The sequence below is a fragment of the Olsenella sp. oral taxon 807 genome (genome assembly GCF_001189515.2).
Taxonomy (GTDB): domain Bacteria; phylum Actinomycetota; class Coriobacteriia; order Coriobacteriales; family Atopobiaceae; genus Olsenella_F.
Genome location: NZ_CP012069.2, coordinates 2,800,825 through 2,816,307 on the forward strand (window position 1 = coordinate 2,800,825; position 15,483 = coordinate 2,816,307).

The 15,483-nt window shown below is 62.0% G+C and carries 13 protein-coding genes; 6 read left to right on the top strand and 7 right to left on the bottom strand.

The genetic code is table 11. From position 1 onward, the window contains the following. Positions 1-87: 87 nt before the first annotated feature. Complete coding sequence (locus ADJ70_RS12075; RefSeq protein ID WP_050341759.1) at positions 88-1,416, top strand: hypothetical protein; 1,329 nt, start codon at positions 88-90, stop codon at positions 1,414-1,416. Positions 1,417-1,796: 380 nt separating this feature from the next. Here the strand turns inward: ADJ70_RS12075 and ADJ70_RS12080 are convergent, their stop codons facing one another. The 6 genes from ADJ70_RS12080 to dnaK form a co-directional block, all read right to left on the bottom strand. Then, positions 1,797-4,562, bottom strand: a complete 2,766-nt coding sequence (locus ADJ70_RS12080) for an FtsX-like permease family protein (protein WP_050341760.1) — start codon at positions 4,560-4,562, stop codon at positions 1,797-1,799. Positions 4,563-4,574: 12 nt separating this feature from the next. Next, a complete protein-coding gene (locus ADJ70_RS12085; RefSeq protein ID WP_050341762.1) occupies positions 4,575-5,288 on the bottom strand; it encodes an ABC transporter ATP-binding protein in 714 nt (237 codons plus the stop codon). A 479-nt stretch (positions 5,289-5,767) separates the two neighbouring features. Next, complete coding sequence (locus ADJ70_RS12090; protein WP_050344587.1) at positions 5,768-6,148, bottom strand: heat shock protein transcriptional repressor HspR; 381 nt, start codon at positions 6,146-6,148, stop codon at positions 5,768-5,770. A 76-nt stretch (positions 6,149-6,224) separates the two neighbouring features. Next, positions 6,225-7,199 carry a DnaJ C-terminal domain-containing protein gene (locus ADJ70_RS12095; RefSeq protein WP_050341763.1) on the bottom strand — a complete coding sequence of 325 codons (975 nt, stop codon included), beginning with the start codon at positions 7,197-7,199 and terminating at the stop codon, positions 6,225-6,227. A 132-nt stretch (positions 7,200-7,331) separates the two neighbouring features. After that, a complete protein-coding gene (gene grpE, locus ADJ70_RS12100) occupies positions 7,332-8,297 on the bottom strand; it encodes a nucleotide exchange factor GrpE (protein WP_050341765.1) in 966 nt (321 codons plus the stop codon). 12 nt (positions 8,298-8,309) lie between these two features. After that, positions 8,310-10,223 carry a molecular chaperone DnaK gene (gene dnaK / locus ADJ70_RS12105; RefSeq protein WP_050341768.1) on the bottom strand — a complete coding sequence of 638 codons (1,914 nt, stop codon included), beginning with the start codon at positions 10,221-10,223 and terminating at the stop codon, positions 8,310-8,312. 409 nt (positions 10,224-10,632) lie between these two features. Between dnaK and ADJ70_RS12110 the strand changes: the two genes are divergently transcribed. The 5 genes from ADJ70_RS12110 to ADJ70_RS12130 all read left to right on the top strand — a co-directional run bounded on the left by ADJ70_RS12110 (position 10,633) and on the right by ADJ70_RS12130 (position 13,710). Further along, positions 10,633-11,421: a GntR family transcriptional regulator gene (locus ADJ70_RS12110; RefSeq protein WP_050341770.1), complete on the top strand. Its 789-nt coding sequence runs from the start codon at positions 10,633-10,635 to the stop codon at positions 11,419-11,421. 34 nt (positions 11,422-11,455) lie between these two features. After that, positions 11,456-12,040, top strand: coding sequence for a phosphodiesterase (yfcE, locus tag ADJ70_RS12115; protein WP_050341772.1), 585 nt, complete (start codon positions 11,456-11,458; stop codon positions 12,038-12,040). 504 nt (positions 12,041-12,544) lie between these two features. Further along, positions 12,545-12,871 (top strand): hypothetical protein, encoded by a 327-nt coding sequence (locus tag ADJ70_RS12120; protein WP_050341774.1) that lies wholly within the window; start codon positions 12,545-12,547, stop codon positions 12,869-12,871. Between the two features lie 61 nt (positions 12,872-12,932). Continuing rightward, on the top strand, positions 12,933-13,211 hold the full coding sequence (locus tag ADJ70_RS12125; RefSeq protein ID WP_050341777.1) for a hypothetical protein: 279 nt from the start codon (positions 12,933-12,935) through the stop codon (positions 13,209-13,211). Between the two features lie 61 nt (positions 13,212-13,272). Continuing rightward, on the top strand, positions 13,273-13,710 hold the full coding sequence (locus ADJ70_RS12130) for a hypothetical protein (RefSeq protein WP_050341779.1): 438 nt from the start codon (positions 13,273-13,275) through the stop codon (positions 13,708-13,710). A 246-nt stretch (positions 13,711-13,956) separates the two neighbouring features. On the opposite strand, the gene ADJ70_RS12135 is transcribed toward ADJ70_RS12130, so the two are convergent. Next, entirely contained in the window at positions 13,957-15,411 is a 1,455-nt protein-coding gene (locus tag ADJ70_RS12135) for a GH25 family lysozyme (RefSeq protein WP_050341781.1), read from the bottom strand. Between the last annotated feature and the right edge of the window lie 72 nt (positions 15,412-15,483).

Below are 15,483 nucleotides of genomic sequence, written 5' to 3' on the forward strand. Positions count from 1 at the left end.
CGTGCGGCGCCAACAGGGATGGCGCGATGCTAGGGTGCAGCGCCATACGAGAACACGGCGCCGCGTGGCGCAAGGGAGAGGAGCGCTGTGAATATCACCATCGATGGGCTGGCTGCCCTGCGGCTGATCCGCGCGGTACGAGCACAACGGATTGAGGACCTTGGTCCCGAGGTGCTCTCCCTGCGCACGGGCCTCTCTGCTCCTGTCTTTGCCGAGGGCAAACGCTGGTCTGCCAAGCGCCTCTCTACGGCCTTGGCGCGCTTCGAGGGCCTCTGTCCCTTTCCTGCAAAACGACCACTCGACATCGCGGTTCCCGCCAAGGACAAACGCCTGCGCATCTCTGGGATCAAGAACCACGTGTACGGACACCCACTTCCCAAGAACGCTTTCGTCGATCTTGGCTGCGGCGTCTCTGTGGCAGGACCCGAGCTTCTGTTTGTCGAGATGGGCGCCTTTATGCAACCCGCAGTCCAGCTTATGCTGGGCCTCGAGCTCTGCGGTCGCTTCTCTCGCGATCCCATGGACCCGCGCGATGGTGAGGTGAGTTTCAACATTGAACCCGCGACCACGCCAGAGGCCATCCTCTCGTATGTGGGGGCCTGCAGGGGCATGGCGGGACTCAGGCAGACCCGCGAACTCGCCCCTCTTGTCTGCGCGGGGGCATGGTCACCCACCGAATCCCTTATCGCTGCACTCGCGCTGCTCCCCTACCACCACCTGGGATATAACATGGCGCCGCTCACGCTCAACCCACGCGTACGCGTGAGCGATCCATGCATGGACGCGGGTAGCTCAGCTGTGCCTGTGGATATTCACACCAATGCCACCCATTCTCGCGTGCCAGACATCCTCTTTGGGAAGACGGGCGTGGGCCTTAACTACGACGGGGGCGTCCACCTGGAGCTTGAGCAGATTGCGCATGTGGCTGCCGAGGCGTCCCTGGCCACTGCCGAGACACCTTCGGCCACCGCCAAGGTGCCTCGAGCCCATAAGGTCGACAGCTCTGTCAGCCGCTCTACCAGCGAACCTTGCGCGAGCGACATGGTGGTTGCCAGCCAGGCCGTGCAGGCTGCAATTCGTCAGGTCCGCGATAAGTATGTGGATGACCGCAGGCGCGACAGAGACCTATGGTCCCAGGGTCTGGCGGTCCTGCCGGTAACGAGAGAGGACCTCTACCAGAAAGGAGGACTCGATACCCTCATGATGCGGGTCATAGACACCATCGAACACCTGGCGAAGCGAAAGGACACGGCTCATTTTGAGGTGCCCGCATCACCCGCGCTCGCCCGGATGCGCCAGCGGCTTATTTGGATGCTGCTGCCAGGGGCGCGGGGCCGCCAGCTTGCCCGAGAGTACGAGCGTTACATGAGCACGCCTCACGGCCACATAGAGGAAGTGACCATTGTGTTCGTCTAAGGTCCACGCGAGGATGCCGGCGTGATGGGCCGGCGCGTGGGTGCGAGACGGCACGGATACGGGGTACTTAAACAGTGTACACAAATCGCTGATTTTCAAGCAAACTGGCCGAAATACTTGATTTGTGTACACTAATGAGGATGGTGTCTCTCGACCCACGGATGAATAGTGTACACAAATGGCGAGATTCCCAACAAATTGGCGTAATTCGCCCATTTGTGTACACTATTGCTCGCACGCACATTGTTGCTTGTGCGCGCTGCTGCCCGCACGCGCGCCGTTGCCTGGGCGCGCCGCTGCTCGCACGCACGCCGTTGCCTGGGCGCGCCGCTGCCCGCGCGCACACTGTTGCTTGCGCACGCCGCTGCTTGGGCGTCTCGCTACTCGACGACCTTGAGCGCCAGCGACAGCGGCACCTTCTTGATGTGGCGCATGTGCAGCAACGCCACCACGAGGTAGGTGATGAGCGCTACGACAAGGTCGATGACAACGATGTGCGGCGTCATCGTATAGACGTAATTGCCGTTTTGCGCAGCCAGCATGAGCGTATACACCACGCCGATGAGCTCCCTGAGGATGGGCACGCTCACGAGCAGCGAAATGACCACGCCCACCGTGATGGAGCGCAGGTAGAGCTTGTCGATCTCACGATTCTTGTAGCCAAAGACCTTCATGTAGGCGATGGAGCGTGCGCTTCTGTCGATGAGCGTCTTGGTGAGCAGGTAGATGACGATGATGAAGATGGGGATCGAGAGCCATGTGACGACGTTCATGATGTCGCCATAGCTGTCCTCAAGCTGGTTGGCAATCTTGTCGGCGTCTGCCGGGGTGTAGTCGGACGCAAGGTAGCGCCGGTTGAGGTCGAGCGCCTCGTTGGAGAAGTACCCGTTGAAGTAGCCCTCGTCCTTGCCGAACATCCGGTTGAACGTGTCGATGCTCATGTACACGTTGGTCGAGACGGCAAACGAGGTCGCCCCATCAACCGTGATGTCGTAGGTGTTGCCCGTCGTGCGGTCGGTGAACGCGGCGGGCTCGCCGAGCGTGATGCCGCACTTCTCAAGCAGACCGGCGTCTGCTACGATGCGCCCACCGCTCACGTCGATGCCGGTGTGGTATGAGGAACCCTCCCGGATGCCATATATGGTGATTGTCTCGTTGCTGTCATCGAGCGCGCGGCCGCACTCGAGCCGAGTGGCGGCGAAGGGCTCTGCCTGGTCAATCGTGGCCTGACTCATCTTGACGGGGTTCACGGCGATGTCGAAATTGTCCACCTTCGAGACGTCAGCGACGAGGTTACCAAAGTCGTTGCGTTCATCGTCGCTAAGGGGAGCGATCTGCTCGCTCAACTCGTGCGCGTGCTTGAGCAAGGTGGTGAGCTGACCGTCGGTGGCACCGGAGAGGTCCACACCTTGCTTGGCCATGACCGCGACAAACAGCTTGTGAAAGTTGGTATCGGCAAGGTCGGTGAAGTCATCCACGCGATAGGCTCGCATAAGCAGCCTAAGCTCGTCGGAATCGTCCACGTCGGCCTTCGTGAGCTTGCTCATGAGGGCAAGTGCGCCAATGGCGTCCTTGTCAAAGTCACGAAAGCTCGAGCCTGCGGCCTGCAGGTCATTGGCCACACCCTCGATGAGGCCAAGGTCAATGCCGGCGTACCTCTCGTTGGTGGTGATCTTCTCGATGGCGGCCCATGCGGCTCGCTCGTCGGCAGTGCCATCAATCCGCAGCTCGTCCTTGAGCGTATAGATGTGCTCCGCCACGATGCCGCGCTTCAGCTCGACCGCATAGCTGCGAACCGACGGCATGACGGAGAGCGAGAAGAGCAGCAGCGTGTTGGCGACGAGGATGCCCACGAACAGCACGACGAAGCTCGAGGTGTTGCGCAGGAAGACGCGCAGGCGAAAGCGCTGCACGTAGCCCATGCCCTCGGGCAGCGACGACTCCTTCTTCGCACCCCTGCCACCTCGCACCTCGCCGCGCAAAAATTGCAGCGGCGTAAGGCGCAGCTTGAGCAAAAGGCCAACGAGGAGGATTGCGAACAGCAGCACAAGCGGCACGAGGACCGTCTTGAGGTGGATGTCAGGATGGAAGCTGCGCACGTAGGGAGGCAGGCTGTACGTGTTGTAATACGACTTTCGGATAGTGTTCTCCACCGGGATGGCGTATCCAAGGCCCAGCAGGCAGCCCACCACACCCACGATCATCGGCAGCGTGAGGTAGTGCCTGACCAGCTCGCCCTTTGTGTAGCCCATCGAGAGCAGCGTGCCGATGGCACTGCTCTCCTGCTCGATGGTGGCATTGGTGAGCAGCACAAAGATGAAGGCGAGGACGATCGTGAGGATGACCGTGAGGGTCAGGGCCGTGCTAAGGTCGCCCTCGTTGTCGCCCGTGGCATAGCTGATACCCTGGTTGTACTCGTAGTCGATCATGTCGCCCACCGAGACGCCATGGTCGACGAGCACCTTGACCATGCGCTTCTCACGGCTGACGCGATCGGCCAGGGACAGGTTGCGGTCACCGAAGAAGAACGAGTATGTGAAGGTCTGGTCACCCTTGGCCAGCGCGTCACGTGCCCCCGACCTGACTTGACCCACGCCAAACGTGAGGGCGTTGTACACGACGTCAGCATTGTTCTTGAAGAGCGTGACGTAGTCGGAGAAGGTCACGATGCCGCAGATTGTGAACGCCTTGCCGTCGAACTCCACGGTATCGCCCAAGGACAGCTTGTTGTTCTGCATGAACACACGGTCGAGCGCCACTTCGTCGTCTGTCTCGGGCGCGCGGCCCTCGGTATAGCTCACCTCATCGAAGCCCTCGCGGTCACCATAGAGGCGAACCGTCGTGTCGTCGATGGTGCGCCCGGGGATGGTGAGGCTGGCATCATAGCTAAAGTTCTCGTGCACCGTACAGCCCAGCGCCTCGACATCCTTGATGGCATCTGCCTTAGCCTTGAAGTCGGTCATGAAGCGACCGTCCTCGACGTTGTACTTCTCGCGCATGCCGCTCATCATGTCGATGTTGTTTTGCGCCGCCTGCATGTAGCCGTTGCCGAGACCTACGGCCATCATCAGCAGGATCAGCAGCCCAATATAGCGCCCGAGGTTATGTTTGATCGAGCGCGGGTAACGCTTGCCAAGAGGAGACATCTGCACGCCCCCTTACCAAGTCAGCTCGGACGCGGGCGTGAGGGTAGGGTTGACCTCGTCCTCGATGAGGAGGCCGTCACGCAGGCGCAGGATGTGGTTGCTCATCCTGCAGATGGCATCGTTGTGCGTGACGATGACCATCGTGGTGCCAAAGTCCTGGTTAACGCGCTCCATGAGCTCCAGGATCTCCTTGGACGTCTTGTAGTCGAGCGCACCTGTGGGCTCGTCGCACAGCAACAGGCCGGGCGCCTTCACGAGGGCACGACCGATGGCGCAGCGCTGCTGCTGGCCACCCGAAATCTGATTGGGAAACTTGTTGCGATGCTCCCAGAGGCCAAGCGAGTGCAGCAGATCATCCACGGACAGCGGCTCCTTGGAGAGGTACTCGCAAACCTCGATGTTCTCGCGTACCGTAAGGTCGGGTACGAGGTTGTAGAACTGGAAGATGAAGCCAAGCTCGCGTCTGCGGTACTCCACAAGCTCCTTGCCTGCAATCTTGGTGATGTCGGTATCACCCACGATGATGCTGCCGGCATCTGCAGTCTCAAGGCCACCCACAACGTTCAAGAACGTCGACTTGCCTGAGCCTGATGGGCCGAGAAAGACGCAGATCTCACCCTTGGTGATGGTGCAGTCGATGCCTCTCAGCACCTTGACGCGCGCCTCTCCCTCGCCATAGTGCTTCTCGACGCCCTTGACGACGAGGTATGCCTCACGTTCTGCCATGCTGCCTTCCCTTCTTCCCGTGCGGACGCCGACGGGTGTCGGGCTGCCACTTGGAGTTTAAAAAGTATAACTCCTGGTCGCCCGCGCGGGCAAGCGCGTCGAAGTTGCGCCGACTCATTCACAGTCGGAAAGGCACATTGGTAAATCCCGGAGCCCGCTCGTGGGGGCGTACGCAGTACAGGTATGGCATGGCATGGCATGGCATGAGGGCACCATCGAGAATGCGGGCGCGAGACGGGACGGATGGGGGGATACGCGAACAGTGTACACAAATCGCTGAGTTTCAAGCAAATTGGGCCGAGCGCTTGATTTGTGTACACTAATGAGAGTGGCGTCTCTCGGCCCAAGCATGAATAGTGTACACAAATGGCCAAATTTTCGGCGTATCGTCGCAATTGGCCCATTTGTGTACACTGTTGTTCGCGCACGCAGTTCGCGCGCACGCGCGCAGCTGCTTGAGGCATGTGCGCGCCATTGCCTCACGCGTCACCGCTGCTGCGGAGCAGTCCGCGCATGACCTGCTCGGGGCTGGCCCCGTCGTAGCGGGCAAGTGCCGTGATCTTCTCGCGCAGGCGCAGCTCGTGGAGGTCGTCCTCGAGTTCGCGCAGACGGGACCTCAGCCCGTCGATCTCGCGCTCCCGCTCCTGCGCGCGCTCCTGCATGTCTAGGATGCGCACCACGCCGGCAAGGTTGATGCCCTCGTCCGTGAGCTTGCTGATGAGGTTGAGCCGCTCGATGTCGCTGCGGGAGTACAGGCGCGTGTTGCCGCGCGAGCGCCCGGGGTTCACAAGGCCCTTCTGCTCGTACACGCGAAGGGTCTGTGGGTGCATGCCCGTAAGCTCGGCGGCAACGCTTATCATGTAGAGGGGCTTATCCCTTCCAGCGTCGGCGACCCCGCTAGCGTCACTGCTGGCGTCCCTGCCGGAAGCCTCGTCGCTACTCGACATAGCGCTCAACGTCCTTCCTGTAGGCGCGCGTGTCACCCTGCCTCAGCGACTCGAGCGCGTCACGCTCCTTTACGGAGAGATGCGCAGGCACCTGGACCTTGACCGTCACGTACAGGGCGCCCTTTCCGCCCTTGTGCCTCACGTCCTCAGCTCCCATGTTGCGGAAGCGGAAGGTCTTGCCGTCCTGCGTTCCTGCGGGGACCTTGAGCATGACCTCCGTGCCGTCGGGCGTGGGCACCTTGACGCTCGCGCCCAAGGCGGCCTCCCACATGCTGATGGGAAGGTTCATCTTGACGTCCGCGCCGTCACGCTTGAAGAGAGGGTGCTCGGCGACCTTGGTGGTCACAACGAGATCGCCGCGGGAGCCGCCGTTCACCCCATACTCCCCGCGCCCACGGTAGCGCAGCTTGCCACCGTCTACCGCGCCTGCGGGTACCTTGACGGTCAGCGACTGGCGCTCCCCCGTGGAGGGAATCGTGTAGCTCACCTTGCGCTGCGTGCCCTTGAAGGCCTCGTCCGCACTGACCTCGACGGTCATCGTAAGATCTGAGCCCTTGGCGGGACGGCTTGCGCGCGCACCCGCCGCTCCCTGACCACCAAAGATGCTCGAGAAGTCAAAACCCGAGAACGCGCCGTCCCCACTGCGGATGTTCTCAAAGATATCCGCCCAGTCTGCGCCGTTCACGTTGGTGGTGTAGGTGTAGCCTCCCCGGTTGCGTCCACCCGATCCGCCAAAGTCTGAGCCAGGAATGCCCCCAAACATCAGGAGCTGGTCATACTCCCTGCGCTTCTCGGGATCGGACAGCGTGGTGTAGGCTTCGCTAACCTCCTTGAACTTCTGCTCATCCCCGCCGGCGTCCGGGTGGTACTTGGCCGCGAGCTTGCGGAACGCCTTTTTTATCTGATCATCCGTGGCGTCACGCTTCACGCCAAGGATGTCATAGTAGCTTCTCTTTCCTGCCATGAGGCAGACGCCTCCTTTCGTTGTGTCGATGAGCGAAGGGCCTTCCCGACTACGGTTGTACCCCTCGCCCATCAGTCGTGCGTACATATCCGCGCCCGAACCATCAGGCTCGGGCGCGGCGTTGGTTCGAGACTACCCTACCTCTTCACCTGCGGCGTCATCGGAGGAAGCAGCCTTGCCCTCGACATCCTCTGGGGAGTCGGAGTTAGGCTCTGGCGCAGGACGCTTGGGTCCACCAAACGAGACGGTCACCATCGCGCTGCGGATGATCTTGTCGCCCATCCGATAGCCCTTCTGATACACCTGCGCCACCGTCTCGTCGAAGACATCGTGATTCTCCTCGCGACCGACCGCCTGATGGACCATGGGGTCAAAGGCCTCGCCCACGGGGTCGATGACCTCGACACCCTCCCTGTTGAGGGCTGCGTACATCTTGTCGTGAATGGCCTCGACCCCCTCGACGAACTGCATGACGGCCGCGTCGTCTGAGCTATTCTCGGCGGCGTGCTTGCAGGCACGCTCCATGTCATCGAGCACAGGCAGAAGGCTGAGCACCAGCTTCTCGGCGGCGCGGTCCTTCTCGGCAAGACGCTCTTGGGCTGTGCGGCGGCGGAAGTTCTCCCAGTCGGCCTGCAGGCGCGTGAGGCGAGTCAGGGAATCGGCTGCCTTCTGCTTGGCGGACTCGATCTCCCACGCCGCTTCATCAAGCTTGCCCCTCAGCTCGTCGCGTTCTCGGCAGAGCCGCTCGGCAACGAGCTTGAGGTCGCGCTCCGCCGCCTGCTCACCTGCACGAATAGCGGCCTCGACCTTCGCCCGCTCGTCCTCGTCGGAACCGGAGGCATCCTGGGTGTCCTGGGCATCCTTGGTGCCGACCTTTTCGGCACTAGCGGCGTCCTGATCACCATTCTCGGCAGCATCCCCAGACTCGTTCTTGGACCTATCGGTCGCACCTTCGTCGGCCTGGGACGCGGTCGCATCGGCAGCTGCCTCGTCCTGCTCGCCCTCGACCTCGATAGGCACCTTCACGTCACCCTCCTTTGGACCCTCCTGGGGGACGGCCGTATGGGCCGCCCTGCGCGTATCTTTGGCGAACCACATCGTCCGTCACCCCTACTTGCTGCCCTTGTCGTCATCCACAACCTCGTAGTCGGCGTCCACCACATCGTCGGTATTGCCAGTGGCCTGTGCGCCCGAGGTACCGCTGGTGCCGGAGGCCTGCTCGTTCGTGTCGGAGTAGACGATCTCGGCCAGCTTGTGACCAGCATTCTGGAGCCTCTCGCCCGCAGCCTTGATGGCCTCGGTGTCGGTGCCGTCAAGGGCCTTCTTCGCGTCGGCCACGGCAGCCTCGACCTCAGACTTGACGTCGGCGGGAGCCTTGTCGCCCAGGTCCTTGAGCGTCTGCTCGGTTGAGTAGCACAGCGAGTCGGTTTGGTTGCGGACCTCGATCTCGTCCTTGTGCTTCTTGTCCTCCTCGGCATGGGACTCCGCGTCCTTGACCATGCGATCAACCTCATCGTCCGAGAGCGCGGTGGAGCCAGAGATCGTGATCTGCTGTTGCTTGCCGGTGCCCTTGTCCTTGGCGGTGACCTTCACGATGCCGTTGGCGTCAATGTCAAAGGTGACCTCTATCTGAGGCACACCGCGACGCGCCGAGGGAATACCAGTCAGGTTGAACTTGCCCAGGCTCTTGTTGTCACGAGCCATCTCGCGCTCACCCTGCAAGACGTTGATCTCGACGGACGTCTGGTTGTCGGCGGCCGTGGAATAGATCTCGGACTTGCTCGTCGGGATCGTGGTGTTGCGGTCGATCATCTTTGTCATGATGCCGCCCATGGTCTCGACACCAAGCGATAGTGGGGTCACGTCGAGCAGGAGGATGCCCGAGACGTCACCGGTCAGGACGCCACCTTGGACGGCGGCACCGTCTGCTACGACCTCGTCGGGGTTCACTGACATGTTGGGCTGCTTGCCGGTCATCTGCTTGACAAGCTCCTGCACGGCGGGCATGCGGCTCGAGCCACCGACGAGGATGACCTCGTTGATATCAGAGAGCTTCAGATTCGCGTCATGAAGGGCACTCGTGACAGGCGTCTTGCAGCGCTCGAGCAGGTCGCGCGTGATGCGCTCGAACTCGGCACGCGTCAGCGTATACATGAGGTTCTTGGGGCCGCTGGCGTCCATGGCAATAAAGGGCAGGTTGATGTCCGCCTGCTGGGCGCTAGAGAGCTCCTTCTTGGCGTTCTCTGCGGCCTCCTTCAGGCGCTGCAGGGCCATGGGGTCGCCTCGCAGGTCAATGCCGTTCTCCTTCTGGAACTTCTCGCTCATCCAGTCGATGATCTTCTGGTCCCAGTCGTCGCCGCCCAGGTGGTTGTCGCCGTTGGTGGCGAGCACCTCCACCACGCCGTCCGCAAGGTCCAGTATCGAGACGTCAAACGTACCGCCGCCTAGGTCGAAGACCAGGACCTTCTGCTCGCTGTGCTGCTTGTCAAGACCATAGGCAAGCGCCGCCGCCGTGGGCTCGTTGACGATGCGCTGGACATTGAGGCCAGCGATCTTGCCGGCGTCCTTGGTGGCCTGGCGCTGGGCGTCGTTGAAGTAAGCAGGAACGGTGATGACCGCGTCGGTGACCGTCTCGCCCAAGTACTTCTCGGCGTCCGCCTTCATCTTCGAGAGGATCATGGCGCTGACCTGCTCGGGCGTGAAGTCCTCGCCCTCGATCTCGACCACCGCGCGCCCGCCGGTCCCGGGCTTGACGGTGTAGGGGATGGTCTTGAGCTCGGAGCTAACCTCGTCGTAGCGGCGGCCCATGAAGCGCTTGATCGAGAAGACCGTGTTCTTGGGGTTGGTGACCGCCTGGTTCTTTGCGGCCTTACCGACGATGCGGTCGCCGTCTTGGCGGAAACCGACGACGGAGGGTGTGGTACGGTCGCCCTCGGCGTTTACTATGATGGTGGGCTCGCCACCCTCGAGAACCGCCATCGCGGAGTTGGTGGTGCCCAGATCGATGCCCAAAATCTTGCTCATACGCTATCCTTTCCCTTGTCCGCCCGATACTTCACGTGCCCGGCAGACATTGTCTGCATTTCTTTACGCTTCTCTTGTTCCCCTGCATTTTGATTCTATACATTATCTAAGTCTCTTCATGCTAGATTTTTTTATTCGATCCCCTTGAGGCTCGCGAGGGCAGCGTCGGCCACCCTCGGGTGATGCCCCTATCCTTATCTGTTGTACCTCTCCTTATCAAAGGGCTGCGTCTTAGAACTGCGTCTTAGCCATATCTTGTAGCTGCGCTTACTTCATATGTGCACACTTATTTGATATCTATGGATGATATAATAGAAATGGTAGAAAGATGAAGGTCCGTGCGGCATAGCCCGCAGCCGGGACCCTTACCTACCCTTGTTATGCAGAGCGCTCTGGAAAGGACTTCACCGTGTCAGAGAACGACCAGCTGCTTGCAGAGATCAAGCTTGACCAGTTCTCGCCCACGCCTCTCTATAGGCAAGTGGCAGAAGGCTTGCGCGATAGAATTGTGTCAGGGGAGCTCGCCGTAGGAACGGCCCTGCCCACAGAGAATACGATCAGCGAGGCCCTCGGCATCGGGATCTCAACCGTACGTTGCGCCTATGCGACTCTCGTGAAGGAGGGTCTGGTGACGCGCAGGCCACGGCGTGGGTCCTTTGTCTCTAGCCCCGAGCTCGCCCGGCAGCTTGATGGGCTCTATAGCTTCTCGTCGGAGACACGACGCCTGGGCAGGGTGCCGAGCACCAAGGTGATCTCGTTTACGGAGACCACCCCTTCTCCCGAAGTCAAGCTACAGCTTGGACTCACCTCAAGAGAGAGGATCTTTGAGATCATACGCGTCAGGTTTGCTGACGATATCCCCATTATGCTCGAAGGTTCTCATGTGCCTGTCCGGATCTGTCCCAAGCTCACCAAGAAAGATGTCGAGGGATCCCTGTACGAGACGATAACCCAGGCTTCTGGTTCGGCACCAGCCGAGGCCCACGAGGTACACAAGGCGGTGGTTCTCGATGCGGAGCAGGCACGGGTCCTTGGCAGGGAAGCGGGCGCGCCTGCCTTCCTGATCTTTCGCACCACCCAAAACACACGCGGCGAGAAGTTCGAGTACTGCGTGTCGGTCTGCCCGGCCGACTCAACGCACTACGAGATTATGCTCAGCCCTGACAGCACATCCATCTCTAAGGTACAGGCACAGTAGTGAGGGACGCAAACTTAAGATCGGAGGCCTACAGATGAGGCTACTTATCGCATCCGATATCCACGGGGCGGCTGACTGGTGCGCCCGCCTGATGAAGGTCATCGAGGTCGAGAACCCCGATCGCGTCGTTCTTCTTGGTGATTTGCTCTATCATGGGCCACGCAATGACCTGCCCCGCGACTACGCGCCCAAGCGTGTGATAGAGATGCTCAACTCTATTGCCAAGCAGGTGATCGCAGTCAGGGGCAACTGCGATGCCGAGGTCGACCAGATGGTGCTGGACTTTCCCTGCATGGCCGACTACAACGTGCTTTGGGACCCCGACGCCACGAACCCCGTCACGGGAGGACGGGGGCGCGAGCTCTTTCTCACCCACGGCCACGTGTGGGGGCCTGGCATCCACAACAGCGTTGATGCGTGGCCCACGCTACCGGCGGGGGCGGCCCTTGTGTACGGACACACGCACAAGTGGGTGCTCGAGACGCACGCCGATGGGCATCCGCACGCGGGCATCACGGTCTTCAACCCGGGCAGCGTAGGCATACCCAAGGACGAGATCCACGGCTATGGCATCTACGAGAACGGGCGCTTTGAGCACCTCTCCCTTGGCGATGAGTGAGGCGAGGGCGGCGCGGTACCATGTTGAGGGGGGCACGGCGAGCGCAGAGTGCGAGTTTTGGTGAGGCGGCTGGGCCAGAGTGCGCTTTTTGGTCCCGCCGCGATCGAGGAACGGGTGCAGAGTGCGCTTTTCCGTGAGGCGCCAGCTGCAGAGTGCGGTTTTCCGTGAGGTGGCTGGGGCAGAGTGCGCTTTTCCGTGAGGTGGCTCGACGTTTGCGCAGGTGAGGAAAAGCGCATTTTACGGAAAAGCGCACTCTGCGCCACATGTGCCGGTGGTGCCTTGTAGTGTCACTAGCTGCGGCTTTTGTCACGAGATGTGCCAGTGGTGCACTGTAGTGTCATGTCTTGGGACGCGGTTGGGACTCGCGGCGGAGTCTGTAGCTGCCATCTTCACGGCTCATACATAATTAGATATTTTCTCGACTATCGCTTGACTTGATAGCAACTAATGATATTATATTAATTGCCAGCGGGGAGAGGCCCCGCGAGACGAGAGGAGCGAGAGATGATGGACGAGCGCGAGATTAAGGCCCTTGAGGGCGCAGGAGCCAAGAGATGGACCAAGGGAGCCATGGACAGGCTCTACATCAACGCCGAGTTGATTGGCCTTGATGTCAGCTACTACAAGACCGGAAACGTCAGCAGCGCCACCTGGCAGGGCAAGACGGTCAGCAACGCCGACGGACGCAGGCTGCACTACTCCAAAATCTGGATCGACATCAGGGACGGCTCCCTGCATGTCAGGACCGACTACAAGACCTACGCGGGCACGGATGGCGTCGCGGTGGAGGATGCGGCAAAGAAGTTCGTGGACGAGGTTCGCAGTAGCTAGCCACACTTGCAGATCATTACCGGGCGGGGCACAGGGCCCCGCCCCAAGAAGGAGGATAAAAATGGCGTACGCGATTCAGCAAGTCAAGTTCCCTCTGGACGAGGGGGAGACGATTCACGGCAAACCCGAGTTCATGACGATACTGAAATCCAGCGACTGGGACACGGTTCTGCGTCACTGGACGATGTGTTGCTCCGGGGTTCTCGATGCGAATGACGTCGAGATGCCCCACGAGTTCGACCGAAACGAGTTCGCCCACCTTCGGGGGGTCTTCTACCGGATCATTGCGGTAGACGATGACCAGAAGGTTCCGGATGTCACCTGGCAGCCGGAGTCGTAGCAACAAAAAGATTAGGACATGAGGCGGCGGGGACACACCCCGCCGCCGGAAGGAGAAGACAATGAAAAAGATCATAAACGGCCGTCTCTACGACACGGAGAAGGCCACTCCTGTGGGGACGGACTACACGCCGGCTGGATTCGGCGTGACAGACTTTAAGTGGTACAGCGAACAGCTGTACCGAAAGAAGACCGGGGAGTACTTCCTCCACGGTCAGGGGGGACCACTCTCCCCCTACTCGGAGCCGTACGGCCAGGGCGGGAGCCAGGGCGGGAGCCGGATAGCGCCGCTCACCGCCGACCAGGCCAGAGAGTGGGCGGAAGCCCACCTCACGGCCGACGAGTGGGAGGCCGAGTTCGGCACTCCCGAGGAAGGCGAGGCCGTGGTATCGGCAAGGGTTAGCCTCGCAGCGAAGCGCGCGCTGGAGCGCGAGGCGGCGAGGACTGGGGAAACCCAGGCCCGAGTGGTCGAGAGGCTGCTTGAGGGCTTGGGCGAGTAGACGGATCGGGGCGGGACTGCCCCGCCCCCAGGAAACGCCATGGGGGACGACGAGTGGCGCGAGTGGGACGAGGAGCGCCGCTTCTGGCGCGCCGAGGTCGAGCGCCTCGACCGCTACGCCGCATAGCCCCCGCGAGAGACGAAAAAAGGCCCCCACCTCCCGCAGGAGATGGGGGCCACTTTGTGTACCATCGGTCTGATTTTGCGTACGGTGGTCGAATTTTGTGCGCGGACGGACGATTTTCGCCTACAGGCGGTCGTTGAGGTACCTCTGGAGCGCCCGGCATGAGTCGTGGCCGATGTAGCCGTCGTCGCCGGACGGGCCCACGTCGTAGCCCTCGCCCATGAGGTGGCGCTGGAGGGCCTGCGTGGTGTCGGGGCCGGCGAATCCGTCGTCGTCCACGCCGACGGCCCTCTGCATGGCCGCGATGGTAAGGGACCCCTCGGCGGGCGAGCGCCACTCGATGCCCCCGGAGTCGCTCGGCCAGAGCGGCCTCACGGCGAGGGGCTGAGACGATATCCTGCGGTCGCCGAAGTCCTGTCCGCAGAAGACCAGCTGCATGGCGCGGGCGGTCCTGGGGCCAAGATATCCGTCCACGTCTATGGACGTGCCCCCGGCGGCGGGCCCGCCGCCGTAGCGCAGGTAGCAGTCCCAGGGGTAGTCCCTGTACGGGGAGCGGTTGGTCTCGCGGCCGTCCTGGTCACCTGGCTCTCCGCCCCTGACCCTGTGCCCCTCCTCGCCGCGCGACGCCTGGATCATGGTGCCGTCGCCGCAGCTGATGGCCGTGTGGCGGCCGTCGTTGAGCAGGATGTCCCCGAGCTGGGGATTGCCGTCGTTGGGCACGACCTCCCAGCCGTGGGCGCACAGCTCCTCGCGCATGTTACCCGTCCAGCTGGCGCCCCCCACGTCGAAGCCGTGCTTGCGCAGGAGGCCGATGACGAAGGAGGAGCAGTCCACCTCCGTGCCCGTCTGGTAGCCGGAGTCGACCCAGCTGTCTCGGTCGCCCTGGTCGTAGCCGAGGTTGCCATGCTCGACCCACCAGATGCCGTCCTCCACCATCTCGCGCAGCCGTCGGCCGACGGACTCTGAGGACTCGGCCATGCGCGCCCAGTCCGCGCGCGTGAGGTCGCTGACGTTGCGATCCGTTGACTCATGCCCGCTCGTGAACTGCCAGACGGCGTAGCCGTCCCAGGGGTCGGTGTCCCAGGCGAAGCCGGGGACGTCCCAGGTGGCGTCGTCGGAGCGATATCCCGCCACCCAGAGAGGGCAGTCCGGGTGGCAGCTCGCCACCTGCAAGATGGCGGAGGCCTGCACGTAGACCATCGGCCAGGTGCCGGTCATCCCGTGGTAGGCGTCCGCGAATCGGCGAACCCAGTCGGTGTCCCCCCAGGAGGGGTTCCTGGCCTGCGCGCCGATCATGGCCTCCCAGTCCACGCAGGGAACCGCCGTGCCGATGTAGTCTGAGATCACGTCGCGGAAGTGGCGGGCCTCGGCCTCAGCGTCCCCGCCGTTCGCGTAGTGGTAGGCTCCCACGAGCTTCCCGTCGCCGATGGCGCGGTCGATCGCCTCGCGGAAGTGCGGGTTCACGTACCCCGTCCCCTGCGTGGCCTTCGCGATCACGAAGTCGCTCTCGCGGTAGCACCCCTCCGTCGAGTCCTGATACGGCCAGCCGTCGTGGCTGGAGACGTCAATGCCACGCATGGTCCTCCTCCCTCGGCAGGGCGCCCTCCCGGACGCCGCGCGCCGTCTCCTCGTGGCCACATCGGTTGCAGT

What these genes read in the sequence shown, in the direction of transcription:
- ADJ70_RS12080 (WP_050341760.1), bottom strand. Translation starts at nt 4,562, where the DNA reads ATGTCTCCTCTTGGCAAGCGTTACCCGCGCTCGATCAAACATAACCTC.
- ADJ70_RS12085 (WP_050341762.1), bottom strand. Translation starts at nt 5,288, where the DNA reads ATGGCAGAACGTGAGGCATACCTCGTCGTCAAGGGCGTCGAGAAGCAC.
- ADJ70_RS12090 (WP_050344587.1), bottom strand. Translation starts at nt 6,148, where the DNA reads ATGATAAGCGTTGCCGCCGAGCTTACGGGCATGCACCCACAGACCCTT.
- ADJ70_RS12095 (WP_050341763.1), bottom strand. Translation starts at nt 7,199, where the DNA reads ATGGCAGGAAAGAGAAGCTACTATGACATCCTTGGCGTGAAGCGTGAC.
- grpE (WP_050341765.1), bottom strand. Translation starts at nt 8,297, where the DNA reads ATGTGGTTCGCCAAAGATACGCGCAGGGCGGCCCATACGGCCGTCCCC.
- dnaK (WP_050341768.1), bottom strand. Translation starts at nt 10,223, where the DNA reads ATGAGCAAGATTTTGGGCATCGATCTGGGCACCACCAACTCCGCGATG.
- yfcE (WP_050341772.1), top strand. Translation starts at nt 11,456, where the DNA reads ATGAGGCTACTTATCGCATCCGATATCCACGGGGCGGCTGACTGGTGC.
- ADJ70_RS12120 (WP_050341774.1), top strand. Translation starts at nt 12,545, where the DNA reads ATGATGGACGAGCGCGAGATTAAGGCCCTTGAGGGCGCAGGAGCCAAG.
- ADJ70_RS12125 (WP_050341777.1), top strand. Translation starts at nt 12,933, where the DNA reads ATGGCGTACGCGATTCAGCAAGTCAAGTTCCCTCTGGACGAGGGGGAG.
- ADJ70_RS12130 (WP_050341779.1), top strand. Translation starts at nt 13,273, where the DNA reads ATGAAAAAGATCATAAACGGCCGTCTCTACGACACGGAGAAGGCCACT.
- ADJ70_RS12135 (WP_050341781.1), bottom strand. Translation starts at nt 15,411, where the DNA reads ATGCGTGGCATTGACGTCTCCAGCCACGACGGCTGGCCGTATCAGGAC.